At 74.9% G+C, this 18,256-nt stretch carries 10 protein-coding genes; 3 read left to right on the top strand and 7 right to left on the bottom strand.

From position 1 onward, the window contains the following. Window positions 1-40: 40 nt before the first annotated feature. A complete protein-coding gene (locus ACKUU6_RS30880) occupies window positions 41-952 on the bottom strand; it encodes an aminoglycoside phosphotransferase family protein (protein WP_407991855.1) in 912 nt (303 codons plus the stop codon). 82 nt (window positions 953-1,034) lie between these two features. Between ACKUU6_RS30880 and ACKUU6_RS30875 the strand changes: the two genes are divergently transcribed. Then, window positions 1,035-1,559: an AAA family ATPase gene (locus ACKUU6_RS30875; protein WP_407991854.1), complete on the top strand. Its 525-nt coding sequence runs from the start codon at window positions 1,035-1,037 to the stop codon at window positions 1,557-1,559. A 222-nt stretch (window positions 1,560-1,781) separates the two neighbouring features. Further along, entirely contained in the window at window positions 1,782-3,395 is a 1,614-nt protein-coding gene (locus ACKUU6_RS30870) for a hypothetical protein (RefSeq protein WP_407991853.1), read from the top strand. Window positions 3,396-3,520: 125 nt separating this feature from the next. Here ACKUU6_RS30870 and ACKUU6_RS30865 read toward each other — a convergent pair whose 3' ends face one another. Beyond that, window positions 3,521-4,141 carry an ArsR/SmtB family transcription factor gene (locus tag ACKUU6_RS30865; protein ID WP_407991852.1) on the bottom strand — a complete coding sequence of 207 codons (621 nt, stop codon included), beginning with the start codon at window positions 4,139-4,141 and terminating at the stop codon, window positions 3,521-3,523. 234 nt (window positions 4,142-4,375) lie between these two features. Between ACKUU6_RS30865 and ACKUU6_RS30860 the strand changes: the two genes are divergently transcribed. Beyond that, the gene (locus tag ACKUU6_RS30860) at window positions 4,376-5,806 is read left to right on the top strand and encodes a chondroitinase-B domain-containing protein (protein WP_407991851.1); all 1,431 of its coding nucleotides are present in this window, start codon (window positions 4,376-4,378) and stop codon (window positions 5,804-5,806) included. A 26-nt stretch (window positions 5,807-5,832) separates the two neighbouring features. Here ACKUU6_RS30860 and ACKUU6_RS30855 read toward each other — a convergent pair whose 3' ends face one another. The 5 genes from ACKUU6_RS30855 to ACKUU6_RS30835 form a co-directional block, all read right to left on the bottom strand. Continuing rightward, the gene (locus ACKUU6_RS30855) at window positions 5,833-7,665 is read right to left on the bottom strand and encodes a hypothetical protein (protein WP_407991850.1); all 1,833 of its coding nucleotides are present in this window, start codon (window positions 7,663-7,665) and stop codon (window positions 5,833-5,835) included. After that, entirely contained in the window at window positions 7,662-11,120 is a 3,459-nt protein-coding gene (locus ACKUU6_RS30850) for a DUF5682 family protein (protein WP_407991849.1), read from the bottom strand. The genes ACKUU6_RS30855 and ACKUU6_RS30850 overlap by 4 nt, the downstream gene beginning before the upstream one ends. Continuing rightward, entirely contained in the window at window positions 11,117-12,274 is a 1,158-nt protein-coding gene (locus ACKUU6_RS30845; RefSeq protein WP_407991848.1) for an ATP-binding protein, read from the bottom strand. Before ACKUU6_RS30845 ends, ACKUU6_RS30850 begins: the two co-directional genes overlap by 4 nt. 67 nt (window positions 12,275-12,341) lie before the next feature. Next, window positions 12,342-17,234 carry a DNA-binding protein gene (locus tag ACKUU6_RS30840; protein ID WP_407991847.1) on the bottom strand — a complete coding sequence of 1,631 codons (4,893 nt, stop codon included), beginning with the start codon at window positions 17,232-17,234 and terminating at the stop codon, window positions 12,342-12,344. Beyond that, on the bottom strand, window positions 17,231-18,097 hold the full coding sequence (locus ACKUU6_RS30835; RefSeq protein WP_407991846.1) for a DUF4132 domain-containing protein: 867 nt from the start codon (window positions 18,095-18,097) through the stop codon (window positions 17,231-17,233). The genes ACKUU6_RS30840 and ACKUU6_RS30835 overlap by 4 nt, the downstream gene beginning before the upstream one ends. Window positions 18,098-18,256: the final 159 nt, after the last annotated feature.

Raw genomic sequence — 18,256 nt, 5'->3', positions numbered from 1 at the left:
GGGAGCGGTCAGCCCTCTCCCGGGCTGACCGCTCCCTGCTTCACCGCGCGGCGGCGGCCAGGATCGCGCGGAGCCGGGCCACGCACTCACCGGCGAAGGCGGGATAGCTCTCCCAGTAGTACGGGACCCCGCTGACCCCGACGGCGATGGCCCAGGCCCGGGCCCGCAGCCACGTCGCGTCGTCGAGTCCGACGGCGTCCCAGTAGGACTGCCGGGCCTCGGGGGGAAGATCCCAGAGCGGCGCGTGCTCGGCATCGGGAAAGCCGACCGAGAGGGCTCCGAAGTCGATCACGGCGTGCAGCTTTCCCGCCTGAACGAGAAGGTTGGACGGCTTGAGGTCCCCGTGGAGCCACACCTGCCGACCGGAGGGCTCGGGCAGGGCCAGGGCGCTCTGCCACAGCTCGCGCAGGTGCCCGAGGTCGAGGTCGAGGTCCAGGCCCGGGATCGTCCGGCAGCTGTCGAAGGACACGCTGACCGAGGGGTCGCACTCGCGCAGGCCACCTCCGCGGTACCAGCTGAGCTCGCCGTGGCGCACGGCTCCCATCAAGGGCAGGGCGTGCAGGCTCTGCACGACCGCCGCCAGGTCGGCCCCGAAGGCGGCCCAGTCGGTGACCGACCCCGGGCCCGCCTCCTCGCCGTCGATCCACCGGTAGACGGACCAGTCGAGCGGGAAGGCGGCACCCGGGGTGCCGACGTGCACCGGCTCCGGGATGCGGCACGGCAGACCTGACCCGAGGCGCGGCAACCAGGTCTGCTCCTTCTGTACGGCCTGCGCGTTGTCCGGGGTGCGCGGCAGGCGCACGAGCAGGTGGTCGCCGAGCCGGTACATCGTGTTGTCCGTACCCGCCCCGGCCCGTGAGACCGGGAGGTCGGCCCACTCCGGTCGCTGCTCCCGCAGCAGCGACCGGACGACCGCCTCGTCCGCACAGATCTCGTTCTCGTGAAGTGTCACGGGGAGAGCCTTCTTCTCGGGCTTCGCCCGCGCCACCGATTTTCCGGCACTAGGTCCGGACACGGCACTAGCTTGGGGTCCCATGATCGTATGGCTCAACGGCACCCACGGCGCGGGCAAGACGACGACCGGTGCACTCGTGCAGCAACTGATCCCGGACTCAAGGGTGCTCGACGCCGAGAAGGTCGGCGAGACGCTCATGAACATCACACCGGGGCTGCCCAGGACGGACAACTTCCAGCACTGGCCCCCGTGGCGGCCGCTCGTGGTCGAGACCGCCCGCCGCGTCCTCGACTACACCGGCGGCACCCTGGTGATGCCGATGACCGTCCTGGTCGAGGAGTACTGGCGCGAGATCAGCACGGGTCTCGCCCACTACGCCATTCCGGTACGGCACTTCGTCCTCCACGCCGACCAGGAGACCCTCCGCCGACGCATCGCGGGCGACACCGTCACCGGCCCCGACTCCCCGTTCCGCCTCAGGCACCTCGAGCCCTATGCCGAGGCGGCCCGCACCTGGCTGCACGGAGAAGCCGAAGTCGTCGACACCACGCACCTCACGCCCGCCCAGGCCGCGCGGCAGATCGCCGGGGCCCTCGAGGAGTGAAGCTCGCCCGGTGCTCGGGCGGTTCACCGGCCGAGCACAGCCGGGCCACTCCCGGTCGGCCGGCCTTCGTCCCGGGTCCACCTCCGCCTCGCTCGCGGACCGGCCATCGGCCCGATCGGCCGCCGGCCCCGAACCGCGCGTGAATGCGTTTGACGCCTGGTCAGTCGGCTGACAGAGTGCTTCCGCTGCGAGATTGAACGCGTTCGAAAGAGGGGGATCTGCATGTCAATCACCATGGGCGGGCGCCTGGGCGCCACACTCGGTGCCGCCGCCGTCGTCCTGATGACCATCGGTGTGCCCACCGCCACGGCTACGAACGGGCAGTCAGCCGTGACCGACCCGAAGGCCGTCCCGAGCCCCGGCTCGCTCAGCACCGGTGTGTTCACCGACGCCTGCGACGACACCACGACGCCGGGCTGGATAAGCTCCACCGAGCCCACGTTGACCGCGCGCACCACCGCGCCCGGAGCGCGCTTCAAGGTGTGGGACGCGGCCGGCACCAAGGTCTTCGACCAGACCGTTCGGACGGCTGCCGACGGCACCGTCCAGGTCCGGCCCACCGGTCTCGTCGAGGGCGTCGGCTACTCCTGGCAGGTCTGGCCCGACTACGGCCCGGGTGCTGGGAAGCCGACCGCGGCATGCCACTTCGGGGTCGACGCCACCGCCCCGCAGTTCACCGTCGGGTCCACCGACTTCCCGGAGTCCGGAAGCGGCGCGACCCCGCTGAAGTACGCCGGCCAGACCGGAACCTTCACCGTCAAGGGAACCGACCTGGGCTCGGGCGTGGCCTGCTACCAGTACGTCCTGAACGGCACGTTGAGCGTCGGCTCGCCGTGCCAGGGTACGGGCACCGTGGCGGCCGGCGCGGACGGCACCGCGACGTTCCAGCTGAAGCCGACCCAGTGGGGCACCAACGTCCTCACCGTGCAGGCCGTCGACAACGCGGGCAACGTCACCCAGCCGGTCAGCTACACCTTTTACGCGCCGTCGAACCCGAACCCGCCGGCCGCCGCCCCGGGCGACGTCAACGGCGACGGCATCCCCGACATCCTCCTTCCCGACACGGCCGGCAACCTCCAGATCATCAGCGCGGACGCCACCAGCACCGTGCCGACCTCGACCGTCGCCGCCTTCCGCGCGCCGGGCGGTTCGGGGTGGAACGGCGTACAGCTGCTGCACCGCGGCTGGGACCGCTCGCACGCACCCATGGATGACCTGATGGCCCATCAGCCCGGCGGCGACAGCCTCTACCTCTACCGCAACTTCGACATGGGCGACTTCGCCGGCAGCTCGACCTTGGCAGAGCGGGACGTGGACCCGTTCGACCCGCCGGTACTCCCGGAGGGCTTCAACGCCGACTGGTCGAAGGCCACTCAGCTGGTGGCCCTGGGCGCGCTCGGAGCGGGCCAGCAGACCTCGGTCCTCACGGTCGAGGACGACAGTCTCTGGCTCTTCACCAATCCTGGCTTCATGTACGGCTACCGGACCTTCGTGCGGATCTCCACCTCGAGCGCCTGGGCCGGGTACGACCTGATCGCCCCGGGCAAGGCTGCCGACGGCTCACTCGCGCTCTGGTCTCGCAATCGGGCCACCGGCGAGCTGCGGACATACCCGATCACCAAGCGCGCCGACGGCACGTACGACTTCGCCGCCCTGGCCGACCCCGCGACGGGCACGGTGATCGGCACCTTCCCGGTCGCCGAGTACCCGACGCTCGGCAGCTCGGGCGACGGCAACGGTGACGGTCAGCCCGACCTGTACGCCGTCACCGCCGACCGGCACCTGCTGACCTTCAACGGCGTCACCGCCCCGAAGGACCTCGGCACCCTGCGCTGATCCCGATGATCGAGGGCCCGTCCGACCGGACGGGCCCTCAGTCTTGCCCCGCCCCCTGGCAGCGGGCCCGTCAGGTGCGCAGGGCTTCGAGCGGACCACCGTCGCCTGCTCTATCGGTGCGCCCGCTACTGCTGCTTCCTGACCCCTCGCCGGCGGCTGCCCGGCGGTGAGGGCTCGTCCCGCTCGGGCAGCGTCGGGTAGTCGAGCATGGGGTAGAGACCCACCGCGAAGCCGTACACCTCGTCACCGGAGCGTGGCAGCCGGTCGAACTCCTCGACCACCTCGTCGATGCGCTGCCAGAACTCGGCCGCCCGCTCCTCCGGGATCCGGGCGTGCCGGAGGAAGCCCCGCAGCTGGCCGGCCCCGTACGCGGCGGCGGACTCCCTGGCTGCCATCTCGAAGTCGTTGAAGTCGGGCGGCAGCGTGACGCCGTCCACCTGCCGGCCGAGGCCGACGTAGAACATCCGCGCGGTCCGGCCGTAGTAGCGCTCGTCTATCGCCCGCACCCGCCTGGTCCGTACGACCCGCAGCAGGCCCGAGCGGACCAGGACGTTGACGTGGTGGGCGATCGTGCTCTTCGGCCGCTTGACCGCGGTGGCGATCTCCGACACCGTCGCGGCCCGCTCGTGCAGCAGGCTGAGGATCGTGGTGCGCAGCGGGTCACCGATCGCCCGCACCTGTTCGGCGGTGGTGAGCTCGATCGTGTCATCGAGGTCGTAGTCCGGAGTTGGATCATTGCTCGACATGATTGGAACAGTCTAACATCACCGAACGTTCCAGATTTTCGGATCATTAGACCGTCCGAGGAGCCGACCGTGGTGGTGTTCGGCGACGCGTGGCCGGACCTGACGCACCGCCGGCTGCCCGATCGGGCAGTGGTCCGTGCCCTGACACAGGCTTCCCGGCGGCCGAGCCGCCTGTTGGAATGGTCGGCGCACGGATGAGGTGTCGATCCGGGCCCGTATCCACCTGGAGGCGCTGTGCGACGACGCACGTTCATCACCAGCACGCTGCTCGGCGCGGCGGCCGCAGCCGTACCGCTGGCGGCAGGGGCGGCTGAGACGGAGGCGGCGCTCCCGGGGCCGGTCGGCTCCCTGAGCGACCTTCAGAAGGCGATCGACCGAGCGGTTCCCGGCGACCGCATCGTCCTGGCCGACGGCACGTACACCGTCCCCTCCGGCGGCGGCATCCGGGTCTCCGGCAGGAACGGCACCGGGGACGCGCCGATCACCATCCAGTCGCAGACCCGTGGCGGTGCGGTGCTGCAAGGCGAACGCAGCTTCCTGTTCGACGCCTCCAGCAACATCACCGTCAGCGGCTTCGCCTTCCGGCAGCGCACCTCCCTGGAGATCCCGGCGGGCTGCTCGCGGATCAGGCTGACCCGGAACGACTTCCGCCTCGCCGACGTCAGCGGGCTCGACTGGGTGGTGGTGCGGGGCGACGATGCCAAAATCGACCGGAACCGCTTCCACGACCGGACCACCGAGGGCATTTTCCTGGTCGTCGACGGGCCGGGCTCGACCGCCATCGCGCAGCGCCCGCAGATTCTCCGGAACCACTTCCGCGACCACAGCTACGCCGGTGCCAACGGCGGCGAGGCGATCCGGCTCGGCGTCAGCAGCCGGGCGCTCTCCGACGCGGACGCGCTGGTGGAGTTCAACCTGTTCGAGCGGTGCGACGGGGATCCCGAGGCCATCTCGGTGAAGTCCTCGGGCAACACCGTCCGGTACAACACCATCCGCGACAGCCGGGGCGGGATCGTGCTGCGGCACGGCAACCGGACCACGGTGGAGGCCAACTACCTGCTCAGCGGCACCGACGGCGTGCGGATCTACGGCAACGACCACCTGGTGTTGAACAACCTCCTGGCCGGGCTGTCGGGCCGGGCCCTGGTGATCGGCAGCGGCACCACCCGCGATCACCACGACGGCGAGAGCACCGAGGAGCGGCAGGGCAACGACGCCTGCGACCGCGCGGTGATCGCGTACAACTCGCTGGTGGGCAACGCGCGGACGCTCTCGGGTGAGACCCGGGAGTACCCGCCGAGCGGAGTGGTGATCGCCGACAACATCCTCCAGGCCGGCACCGGAACCCTGGTCGCGATGGCGGCGACCACGGGCTTCACCTGGCGGAGCAACATCCTGTGGGGCGCGGCCGCCACCGGCAACGCCCCGGCCACCGGCTACCGGCGGGTGGACCCGCTCCTGCGGGCCGGGTCAGACGGCGTGTACCGGCTGTCCGCCGGCAGCCCCGCGATCAACGCCGCGACCCTGGCCACCCCGGCCGTGACGCAGGACATCGACGGCCACCCGCGCGGCAGCACCCGCGACATCGGCGCGGACGAGTACACCACCCTCGCCCCGGTCCGCCGCCCCCTCACGCCTGCCGAGGTGGGCCCCGACGCCGCGTGACGGCAGAGAGGCCGGGGGCGCGTCGGTCAGCGCCGGTCCTGCCCGCGCCAGGTGGCACGCACCAACTCCCGTTCCGCGGCAGTCAGGTGGACGGCTGCCGCGAGCCAGCTCGTCGCGTACTCGTCGGCGCCACCGTCCTCCAGTCGGCCGAAGACGTCCCGTCCGCGCCGGTCCGCCGTCGCGGCGAGCGCAGTGGTGAGCGCGGCCGCGCTGTGGAAGCCGGTCCGGGCCAGCGCGGCGGCGTCCGTACGGGCTCCACCGGTGCGGGCGGACTCCGCGACCGCGCGGCGCCCGCCGGCCACCCCGAGCTCGACCAGCCGCCGGACCCGCCAGAGCGGCGATTCGGCCAACGGGTCGGTCACGGTAGGTGGTTGGGGCAGCTCACCGGGCGGCGGGAAGTGCGCCCCGAGCAGCAGGTCGTAGCCCAGGTCCGCGCGGCCCTGCCACCCGGCGGGGAGCCGCAGCGTCGTGTCCGAGCCGGGTACCGGGCCGACCGCGAGCACGCGCAGGGTCGCCGCCCGGTCGGGGTCGATACGACCCAGGACCCGCACCAAGGTGCCGGGATGGGCGGCCAGTTGGCCGAGGTTGGGGATGTGCGCGAGCTCCGGGTGCGGGTGCGCGGCGGCCAGCCGGATCACCGGGCCCTCGGTGCCGGCCTCCCGGGCCAGCACCGTGTCGCCGACCGCCCCGAGCACGACCAGGTCGCAGCCGACGGGCTGCCGCAGCAGGCTGTCGTCCTCAGGGTCGGCGAGCGGGCCGTCGCCGAGCCGTTCGGCGGCGGCCCGCGCCAACGGACGGGCGAACAGCGCGGCCAGGGGGCCGCTCGTCCAGTCGGACCCGGGCACCGGGCTGGCCTTCACGCCGCGCCCCGAGCCCAGCCGGCCGTCCGCCGAGGCGGTCGCACCGGAGATCAGCAGTCCGCCGCGCGAGAGCTGGGCGTGGTCGAGAGCGGCCGCCCCGACCGACACCGGCGCGGTTGCCGCCCCTCGGGCTCGGGCCGGACCGCCGGGGCGGACGTCGGCGACGGAGAACCACCGGCCGTCCTGGTCGAGCAGGTGGGTCACCACGCCCGCGTACCCGGTAGAGGTCAGGACCGGCTCCCGGAACACGCCGTGCACACGCAGCGCACCGCCCGCCCGGTAGGCGCGCCGGACGGTGCCGAGCATGGCGGCGTCGCCGCGTCCGGTCCGCAACAGCGCTGTGGTGAGCAGGAGTTCGCGTAGGGCGGCGGTGAGATCGGCGAGCCGGTGGCCGTCCCGCCGGGCCCGGGCGCTGCGCAGTCCGCGGACCACGCGCAGGGCGGCGGCCTCGGCCCGGTGCAGGTCGGCGAGCCTGGCGGTGTGGGCTGCCCGCAGGAGTTCGGCCTGCGGTACGGCTCCGGCGGCGGGCAGCCCGGCGGCCAGCACCGCCGCGGCGGCCGTCCACAGAGCATCAGCTGCCTTGACCTGTACGTCACTTGCCGCGGCCGGAGGCGTCGGCTCAGACGGCGTCGCGACGGCAGCAGGCGCGGAGTCACCCGACGGTTCAACCGCCGCGACGGCGGCCCGCGCGGAGTCGGCGAGCGGACAGCAGTGCAGCAGCGCGGCCCGGTGCAGGCAGCGCGGCGCGAGCAGGCAGCTGCACCGCGCCTGCCCGTCCTCGGCGATCACGCCGTCCGCGCCCGGGGCCAGGGTGACCACGGCGTCCTCGCCGCAGCGGACCGTCAGCCCGTCCTCACCCGGCTCGACGGGCAGCGCCGCGTACTGCTCGACGGCGGCGTCCAGCTTCTTCCGCAGCCGGGAGGTCAGCGCCTCCACGGCAGTGGCAAGAACGTCGGGGGCGACGGGCGGCAGGGTGCTATCGCCGGTGTCGGGGGTCATCGGTTCTCTCCGCGCAGTCGGTCGCCGACCCAGCGGGCGAGGGCGAGGGGGCTGAGTGCGGCCACGGGCATGCCGGCCGTCACGAGCTGCTTGGCGACGGGTACCGAGTAACGCGGGTTCCCGGTGTCGTCCAGCGCGGCGCAGCCCATCAGGTGCACGCCGGACGACGTGAGGGCCCGGACCTCGCCGAGCAGGCCGCCGAGCGGGCCGCCCTCCTCGAAGTCGCTGACCACGACCACCAGGGTGCGGCTCGGCACGGTGACCAGGGAGCGGGCGTGGGCGAGTGCCCTGGCGATGTGGGTGCCGCCGCCGACCCGCACCTCCAGCAGGAGTGACAGCGGGTCGTCGACCCTGTCGGTCAGGTCGGCGATCTCGGTGGAGAAGGCCAGGAAGTGCGTCGACAGGGTCGGCACCCCGCCGAGGACGGCCGCCGTGAGAGCCGACCAGATGACGGAGGCCTCCATCGAGCCGGACACGTCGACCACCAGCACCAGCCGCCAGTCGGCCTCCTTGCGGGACCGGGTGCTGAACACGGGGCGTTCGGGCACCACGACGGTCCGGCCGTCCGTCAGCCGCCGGGTGTGTGCCAGGTTGGCGCGCAGCGTGCGCGGCAGGTCGAGCTTGCCGCCCGGGCGGCGGGTGGGCCGTGGGGTGGCCAGACCGCTGAGCGCGGGGCGCAGCCGGGTGGCGAGCTCACGGGCGAGTTCCTCGACCAGGCGGCGGACCAGCGGCCGTAGGGTGGCGAGCCGCTGCTCGGGCAGGCCGCCGGCGAGGTTGAGCACGGAGGTCAGCAGCTCGACGGACGGCCGGACGGAGGCCGGGTCCAGCTCGGCCAGCACGTCGGTGCGCCCGGCTTCGGCGGCGCTGCCGAGCACCTCCTCACGGACCTCCGCGCCGAACAGGGCCTCCAGCTCCTCCGCCCAGTCGCGCGCGGTGGGAAAGGACGCCTCCTGTCCGCCGCCGGGCAGGCCGCCGGGCAGGTCGATGGCGCCCTCCCCGCGGCCCCTGCCGTAGAGCTCGTCCAGGGCGGACGCGTACCGCCGGGCACCGTCGGGAAGCCGCTCGGGCTCCCGGCCGAGCAGCAGGCGCCAGCGATCGGCGGGGGCGAGCAATGCCGTCGCCTCGGCTCCGGAGGTCGTCGGCTGAGCTGTCACAACGTCATCCGCCGTCGCCGAAGCCTCAGTTGTACCTAGACCGAGCGCGGCCAGGGCAGCCCTCGCCGCCGAGTCGGCAGCCGTCCAGAGGGCGAGCAGCTCCGGCGACGCGGTCAGGGTCAGGTCGGGCCGTTCGCCGAGCTGTTCGGTGACGGTCTCCAGCAGCCGCCCGCGCCCGGCCGGGCCGAGTGCGTCGAAGCCGGCCCGCAGGGCGGGCAGTCGCGCCAGGAAGCCCTGGTCGGGCAGCCCGCCGATCCGTGCCAGCAGCGGACCGAGCGCGGTCGGCGCGTACTGCAGCAGCGGGCCGCCGGCCGTGAGCAGGCCGGTGAGGTGTCGGGCCAGGCGGCGCCGGGCGTCGGGGTGGATGGCGGTGTCGACCCAGCCGGCGGCGCGGGTGCCGAGCCGGTTGGGGTCGTCCAGGTCGAGCAGCACTCGGGCCGCCAGGGCCGCACCCTGCACCAACGGCGACCCGCTGTCGGCGAGTTGGGCGAGCGCGGCGTCCATCCGCAGGCCGAGGCGGTGCTCCCCGGCCCGGGTGGCGAGGGCGACGAGTGCTGCCGCGTCGCCGGGGTCGTCGCTGCCGGACAGCCCCGGCAGGCCGCGTACGGCGGCGTCGAGCAGCGCCACGGTCAGCTCGGCGGTCTGCTCCCGGGTTGCCTCGGTGGTGCCGGGCAGATGACCTCGTCGGAGCGCCTCCAGCAGGTCGAGGGCGTTCAGCAGCTCCGGCAGGGAGGCGGTGGCGGGCAGCAACTCGGCGGCGTCACTCAACCGTTCGCCGACGAGCGCGGGCAGGTCGCAGGCTGCGGCGGCGCGCAGGCCGTCCAGCAGCTGGGTGCAGCTCGGGCCGCCGTCGGCGGTCTCCAGGCGGGTGCGTTCGCGCAGCGTTCCGGCGGCGGCGAGCTCGGCGGTCACGCCCCGGACGCCCGCCAGGTCGAGGCGGGCCGCCGCCGACGGCGTCCAGGAGACGCGCCAGCGGGTGGTGAGGGCGGAGGCGTCGCCGGTGCCTGCCACCTGGACGGACTCGCCGTAGCCGACACCGCACACCGCGAGGCGCTGCAGCAGGGTCTCGCGGCGACGGTCCAGCGGGGAGCGCAGCGGGTCGAGGCGCAGCTCGCGCTGCTCCGGATCCTCGGGTGCGGGCAGCCGCAGCTCGGCCAACTCGGCCTCCACGGAAGGCCCGAGGCCCGAACGCGGCGTGCCGGGGGCGGTGCGGCCGCGTTCGGTGCCGACCAGCACCGTCTCCAGCGCGCGGGCCAACGACCGCCCCCGGCCGAGCGGTTCGCCCTGGCCGAGGACGCTGGTGACCGCCTCCAGCAGCTCGCCCCGGCCGGGCGCCGGCAGGCCACGCAGCCGGGCGAGGTCACCGGCCAGCCGCAGCGTCTCGGCGGCCTCACCCGTTCCGGCCGGGTGGCCGGCGGCGCGCAGCTCGCGGCAGACGTCGGTGATCGCGCGGGCGGCAGCAGCCTGGACCCGCTCGGGGTCGCCACCGGCGTCGAGGACGGCCTGCTGCCAGCGCGGGTCACGGATGCCGGCCGGGTAGCCGGACCGGGCGTCCAGCAGGCCGAAGGTGTACGGCACCAGCGACGTGGTCACGGCCGCCTCCGCCTCCGCCTCGGGACCGTCGGCGGGCGCCGACAGGGCAGGCCCGTGGAAGGCGCCGACCAGGACCGCGACCCGCCGCCCGCCGGCCCCGGCCCGGGCGATCACCCGGCGCATGTGCGCCTCCCTGGCGAGGTCCTGCGCATGGATGCCGCCGTGCTCGGCGGCGTCCTGGCGGAGTGCCCAGCCGACGGCGAGCGCCGCCCGCCGGACGGCCTCAGGGGTGCTGCCGGGCGCCCGGACCTCGACGGTGCGGTCCCACAGGTCGTCACCGTCCCGGCCGGTCCCTGCGGCGGCCAGCCCGTCCGCGTAGCGCGGCGCGGCGCCCGGTGCAGCTGGACCCGACGGGACGTCGGCTCCCAACGGCAGGTCGCAGCAGAGCACCTCGACGCCGTGCTCGCGCGCCCAGCGGATCGCGGCGAGCTCCGGGGAGAAGTCGGCGAACGGGTAGAAGCCGAGCCGCCCGTCCGCCCCCGCCCCGGCGAGCGCCACCGGCGCCCGGGTGCCGGGGTCGGCGAGGTGGGGCAGCCAGGACTGGAAGTCGGCGGGCAGCTCGACGCAGAGCACCTGCGGGTCGGCCGCCGCGAGCAGCGCGGGGACGACGGCGGCCACCGCCGGGCTGTGGTGCCGGACGCCGATCAGGTACGGGCCGGCCGGGTCGGCCAGCTGTTCCAGCGCCTCGCGCGGATGGGTCAGGGTCACCGCAGGTTCTCCCGGAGGTCCCAGAGGCGGCGCCACAGGGCGGAGCCGTCCTCGGCGCGCCGCCGCACCGGGCCGTCCCAGTAGCCGAGCAGGCGGGCGTGGTCGGCCGGGTCGTCCTTGCGGACGGCGCCGAGCAAGTGACCGGGCATCAGGTCGAGGGCGTCACCCCCGGCGAGGTACGCGCGGGCCAGGCCGAGGGAGGCCGCGACGTGCACGGCCTCGGCGGTGGACATCACCGTGCCGGGCCGCTCGACATCCCAACCCTCGGCGGAGCGGCCCGTGCGCAAATCGCGGAAGACCGTCACCAGGGCTTCCAGGACGGCGTCGTCGACCCCGAACGCGGCGCCCGCCCGCTGGACGGCCGCCGTGGCCTGCCCCCGGACCAGCTCGGTCTCGGCGGCGGCGTCGGCGATCGGGTGGACGGTCTCGAAGTTGAAGCGCCGCTTGAGTGCGGCGGACATCTCCGAGACGCCCCGGTCGCGCAGGTTGGCGGTGGCGATGACGGTGAAGCCGGGGGCGGCGGGCGCGGTGGCGTCCGGGGTGCCGGCCAGTTCGGGGATGCTGACGCGGCGGTCGGAGAGGATCGACACCAGGGCGTCCTGCACCTCGGGCAGGCAGCGGGTGACCTCCTCGATCCGGGCCACCCGACCGCTGCGCATCGCGGTGAGCACGGGTGAGGCGACCAGCGCCTGCGGGGTGGGGCCCTGGGCGAGCAGCAGTGCGTAGTTCCAGCCGTAGCGGAAGGCGTCCTCGGTGGTGCCCGCGGTGCCCTGCACGGTGAGCTCGCTGGTGCCGCTGACGGCGGCGGTGAGCAGTTCGGAGAGCATCGACTTGGCGGTGCCGGGCTCGCCGACCAGCAGCAGGCCGCGCTCACCGGCCAGCGTGACGACGCAGCGCTCGACCAGGGCCCGTTCACCGACGAACTTGGGCGCGATCACGAGCTTGGCGGGCAGCCCGCCGTCCTTGCGGCGGCCCGGCGGCAGGGTGAGGGCCTGGCCCGCGCTGCCGCAGACGAAGGTGACGACGGCGCTCGGAGTGAGCACCCAGCCGGGCGGGCGGGGGCCCTCGTCGTGGGCGGCGAGGAAGGCGAGTTCGGCGGCGTACCGCTCCTCGGCGGGCAGGACCTGCCTGGCCTGCTCGGTGGTGCTGGTCATGGGGAGTTCCTCGGGAGATCGAATCGGGCCGGGGTGCGACGGCTGCCGCACCCCGGCTGAGGGGGCGTCAGCGGCGGCGGCCGCGCTTGACCTTGAGCTGCTCGAAGCGCGGCGGTTCGCCATCCAGCACCCGCTGCCAGGCGCGCCGGAGCAGCGCGGCGGCGGGCTCGGCCGGGACCACGGTGCCCAGCGGGGTGCCGGCGGCGGCGAACTCGCCGAGCAGCGGCAGCTTCCAGGTCTCCAGCGGCACCTGCGGGGCACGCAGCTCCGTCCAGCCGCCGGGCAGGAACAGCGAGCGGCCGGCCCGGGTGCGGGCCGCCGTCACGACCAGCTCCCCGCCGGCCAGTTCGGCCCGCGCGGCCTTGAGCCTGGCCGGCCGCCAGCCCGTCCAGCGGGCGGTGTTGCGGTCGGTCGGGTCGGGCAGGGCCAGCAGGATCAGGTACAGCGTGGCGGCGTCCGCCCCGAGGCCGTACTCGGCCGACACCTCGGCGACCAGGTCGGGCACCGACCGGGACGGGTCCTGCGGCCACCAGGTGCCGTCCTTGTCGCGCTCCCCGGCCAGGGGCTCGCCCGGATCGGCGAGCAGCTCGGCGAAGCCCTCCGACGCGGCGACGCGCAGGGCGGCCTCGGCCGGGAACGGCTCGTCCGCGCCGGTGCGGAGCGCCGCCAGGTACGGGTCGTGGCCGGCCGCGTCGAGCAGGCTGGTGCGGATGCCGGGCGCGGGCTGGTCGTCGTGCGTGGCCATCAGCACGGCGCCGTACCGCTCGTAGCCCTCGCCGGTCTCGGTGGGGGCACCGGCGGCCTTCCGGAAGGCCGGGAGGTTGACGTAGCGGCCCAGGTCGAGGATCAGCCCGGGGTGGGCCAGCCGGGCCCGGACGGCCGCCAGGGCCGCCGGCAGCGTGGCGCGCAGCGGGTCCCCGGCCGGGAGCCGGTGCGCCAGCCAGGCGGCGGCGGTGACCGCCCCGGTCAGGGTGGTGGCGGTGAAGCCACGCTCCTGGCCGTCCACGGGCACGCAGCGGTCGCCCCGTACGGTCCAGCCGAGGTCCCGGCCCAGCTCCGGCGACCGCGCCGGGTCGAGCACGGCCGCGATGGCCTGCCCTGCCGCCCAGGAGGTGCGCAGGGCCCGGACGGCGTCGCCGAGCAGCGCCTCGGGGACGGCGACGCGTCGGCCTACGGTCGCGTTCCACACCTCGGCGGCCGAGGTGGTGTCAGGTCCGTTCTCCCACAGGGCGGCCGGGTCGGCAGGCAGCAGGGCGGCCACCAGGCGCTTGCGGGTCGCACTGGGCAGGGCCCGGAGCTCCTCCCGGGCGACGGCGGCGTCCGCGACCTTCAGCCCGAGGGTGGTCCGGGTCTCGGTGGGCAGGAAGTTCCGGTCGTGCGCGTCGATCCCGGGCAGCCCGGCGGTGACCAGGACGGCCATCGTGGGGGTGACGCCGGTGAGTTCGGCGAACCGCTCGGCCGCCTCGGGGTGCCAGGGCGCAGGACCGCGTACGGCGGCCTCGGCGAGCAGCGCGGCCACGGAGCCGTCCGCGCCCGGGACGCCCAGGGGCTCGGCCGACCGCAGGGTGTACGGCGCGGGCGGCTCGAAGCGGCCTGACGGGTCATGGAACAGCACCGTCGACACGGTGTCGCCGTCGTCCGCCGAGTCGGAGTCGACGAACAGGAGGAACGCGCCCTCACCCAGTGTCAGCAGCGTGTTCCGCTCACCGTCGCGGTGCTTGCCGTCGGCGCCCAGCAGGTGACGGCCCGCCAGGTGCAGCACGACCTTGCGCCAGGACGGCGCCGACCCGGCCAGGCCGAGCGCGTCGAAGGTCCGCGCACACCAGGCTAGGGTCTCGCGCTGCTCCGCCGGGACGGTCGCGGAGGCGGTGCGCAGTGCGGCGAGCTCGGCCAGGCCGGGGAGCGACTCCCAGCCGATCCCGCCGTAGGGCAAGACCGTCCCGTCCACGTGCAGGCGGCCCGCAGGGGCGGCCGGGGGGTCGGGCTGCGCGGCGGCGGCCAGGAAGGCCAGCTGCCGGGTGATGTGGTCGCTGGTCGCGCTGCTCCACCAGGAGCTCAGTGCGCCGACGCCGCTCAGCGCGGCGTGCAGCGCCCGGTCGTCCGGACCGCTGGGCGCCACCGCGCTTGCGCCGCCCGCGAGTTCCTCCGCGAGCCGGGCGGCGACCGCGTCGAGCACCGTCTGCTGGGCGGCGGCGTACCGCAGCACCCCGACGACGCCCGCCAGCAGCGCCTGGTCGGTGACCTCGGGCAGCAGGGCGGCCACGGCGGCGGTCAGCTCGGCCGGCCGCTCGGGGTCGGCCGCGACGCCCGCCTTCAGCAGGGCGGCGGCCGTCCCGTCGTCGAGGCGGCGCAGCGCGAGCGAACCCCGCAGGTCGCGCGGGCGCAGGCAGTGCCAGTAGCGGGTGGGCGGCAGGATGGGGGTGCCCTCGGCGAACATGCCGGGGGCGGCGTCGGTACGGGCCTCGGCGGTGAAGGTGCCGTCCGCGTCGTACAGGCGCACCCGGTAGCTGCTCCGGACCACGGCCGTCGGGCGGTCCGCGCCGGGGAAGAGCAGCAGGCGGGTCGGGGTGTCGGTGTCGGCGGGAACGGTGACGCTGTTCCCGGCCAGGTCCTCGCCCCGGCGGCTGCCGTCGGGCAGCCTGACGGTCCGCCAGCCGAGCACGCCGCCGGACCCGGTGGCGGCGTCCGGCTCGGGCATTATCCAGCCGCCCTCGAAGGTGCTCCCTGCCGGGGCGCCGCGCAGCGCGTCGGCGAGGAAGGCGGGCAGCGAGGCCCGGCCGAGGGCGCCGGTCGCCGGGTCGTACTCCAGCCAGGTGTACGGATCCTCGCCGCCCGGGTCGGCCCAGACCCAGAACGAGGTGCCGTCGCTGATCACCTGCCGGTCGCCGGGCAGCGCGGTGTCGCCGGGGTGGACGACGCCCTCACCCGTGGTGCGGCCGCCGCCGGCCAGCGGGAGGCCGAAGCTGCGCAGTGATCCCAGCCAGGTGGTGCGCATGCCCCGGAGCCGGGTGGACTCCGGCATGGTGAAGGTCCGGTCGGCGGAGGTGTGCCAGTAGCCGGTGGTGCGGTGGTTGTGAGCGCGCGAGTTCCACTGGACCAGCAGTGAGCCGTCGACGTACACGAAGCCGAGGTCGGTGCCGTTGGTGTCGCCCGCCGGGATCCGCAGGTCGTGGGTGAGGAGGGTGCCCTCGGCACCGATCACCCGGGCCTGTGCGGGGCCCGCCGCGATCAGGTGCGGCCAGGCATCGGCGACCACGATCTCGTCGACGTCCTTGCGGGGTACCAGGGTTGACGCCGCCTCGTCCCAGGCGGGCCAGCCGAGCTCGTCCAGGATGCCGCCCCGCAGGGTGCGGGCCAAAGTCTGCGACAGGTCGAAGCCGGCGGCCGCGCGGACCTCGTCCTCGGCGAGCGCCAGCACCTCTCCGGGCAGTCGGCGCAGCCGGGACAGCGCGTCCGGCAGGGCGGGCAGGCCGGCTGCCACCGAGGAGGCGGCGACCTCCGCCATCCACTCGGCGAGCATCGGGCGCCCGCCCGGGGAGCCGGCCAGCACGCCGAGCGCGGTCCGGCCGTCGTGGCTGTCGGAGATCCGGTACGCGCCGCGCCGGAAGGCGGCCCTGAAGCGGGGATCGGCCTCGGTCGCGGTCAGGTCGCGGCGCCCGTCCGCGTCCCGCGCCCAGCCCTCCAGGGCGAGCGCGGCGTGCTCCTCGGGGTCGGCGACCGGCAGACCCAGGGCGAGAAGCTGGTCGAGCAGGTCGACGTCGCTCTCGACGACCGGCAACGCCGTGCCGGAGCGGGCGAGTTCGGCCCGCAGCTGGTCCGCCATCCGCTCCACGAGCGCATAGAGGGCCGGAATCCGGGTCGGGCGCCGCCAGCCCCGGTCGCGCCAGGCGGCGAACCGGTTGAACCAGCCCGTGCTGCCGTCGGTAGGCCGCTCCCCCGCGGCGCCGCACAGCCCGGCGTCCGCGCCGGACTCGGTGAGGATCTCCAGCCAGAGGCCGGGCAGTTCACGGTCGTCACCGGTCGGCATCAGATCGAGCAACCCACCGCGTACTCCGGCGTCCCGCCGGGCCAGTGAGACCAGCGCGGCCCGGTGGCTGCGCCACCAGCCGCCCGCCGCCCGCAGGGTGGCGGGCAGGTCGAGGAGTTCGGCCAGGTACGCGCCCTCGGCGGCGTCCGGGTCGGTGCCCGCGGCGCGGGCCAGCTTCCGCAGGTCGGTGGCCATCTGCGCGGAGGGCTGGAGCCCACCCGCCGTACGGCGCACGCAGAGCAGCCGGAACCGGTCGAACGCCTCCTGGGCCGGTACCCGCGCGGCGAGCTCCTTGCCGTACCCGGAGAGCACCTTGACGGGCAGTGCGCCGGCCAGCGCGTACTCCAGGAAGACCGCGTCGAGGCGGTCCTCGTCCAGCGCCAGGCCGTGCTGTGCCTCGGCGCGGCGGGCCTTGGCGAACAGCTGGGCGGCGTAGGTGGCGTTCTCCAGGCCGAGGAAGACCCGGCCGGCCTGCTCGTAGTAGGTCGGCAGGAAGTGCGGCACGGCGGCGGCGAGGCGGCCGGCGAGCTCCTGGTAGGCATCCAGGGCGGCCTTCGGCTTGGACTTCGCCTGCCGGGCGATCCGCTCCAGCTCCGGCATGACGCCGAGCGCGTGGTGGCCGTCCGCAGGGTGGTGCGCGAGCACCCACTCGGGGAAGCCGAGCGCCTGGCGGAGGCCGAGGCCGACCTCGGCGGGCTCGGCGTCCGGCTGGAGGCCGAGGTAGCCGGCCGCGAGGTCCTCGGCGGCGCCGAGCTCGCCGGGGACGAGCCGCACCACGACCCGGCCGTCCAGGCCGGGGTGACGGTACGTCCGGGCGGTGAGCGCCACCGCGCGCTCGCCCGCGCCCTCGGTGCCGGGCGGCAGCACCGCTCCCGCCAGCAGCAGGTCGGCTGCCCCGTCCTCGGTCATCGTGGTTCCGCTGGTGTCGCTCATGCGCCCTTGCCCTCCTCGACCGTGCGCCCGGCGTACAGTGCCGCGGCCATCCGTATTCCTTCCGACCAGGCGACCGGGCCGACCTCGGGCAGGGCGATCGCCCTGCCGTCCTGGTCGTGCCAGCTCAGACCGCCGGTCTCGGAGTCGCCGTCCCAGTACGGTTCGCCGATCCACACGTGCGCCTCCACGGTCCGCCCGCCGTCGCGCACCCGGGAGGTGGCGTAGCCGCCAGAGACCCGGTAGCCGAGCGCGGAGGCCCGGGCGGCGAGGCCGAACCGGGAGGGGTACCGGCCACCGGCGAAGTCCTTCACCTCGGTGGCGTTCTGAGCGAGCTCGGCGGGCCGCGTCCAGGTCGCCCGGTGGATCTGCTCGACGCCCTGGACGACGCCGAGCTCGGCCGCGAACTCGCGCAGGTCCTCGAGGTCGGGCAGCAGCACCGGGTGCGGGAAGGTCACCGTGGCGGGCGAGATCCGGACGGTCTCGCCGTCCAGGTCGACCAGCCGGAGTTCGCCGTCGGCGGTCGCGTCCCGGAGGAAGCCCACCTCGTCCTGGTCGGCGCCGACCACCACCAGGTCGCGCAGCGCGGCCTGCCACGCCTCGTCCGGCCAGACCCGGGCCAGCAGGCCGGTCGGGACGGGCAGCGAGGAGACCATCCAGGCGTCGGCCTGGGCGACGCAGGAGGCGGCGTGCCGGTCCAGCCACTCGGCGAACCGGCGCAGCCGGTCCGTCTCGGGGTGCTCGCGGACCGCCTTCGGCAGCGTCTTCAACTGCCGCCCGCCGCTCCGGCCACCCGTCGAACGTGCCGTCACCCGGCCCTCCACCAGGGCAACTTCGTACCCTTCGCCCGCCGCCAGCCAGCCCATCGGTCCCCATCTCGTTCGCGTACAAGTCGCCAGGAACCACCGCAGAGACGGAGGGAAATGGACACTCCGTGCGGTGATGCGGAAAAGCTAGCGGTTCGCACGGACAATCGGATCGGCAGGGTGTTCCCGAAGGTTCCGGACAGCACTGCGGCCCCGTCC

The sequence above is a fragment of the Kitasatospora sp. CMC57 genome, assembly GCF_045866025.2.
Lineage (GTDB): Bacteria > Actinomycetota > Actinomycetes > Streptomycetales > Streptomycetaceae > Kitasatospora.
The sequence above is the reverse complement of the archived record's forward strand: the minus strand, read 5'-3'. Positions and strand labels throughout refer to the sequence as shown.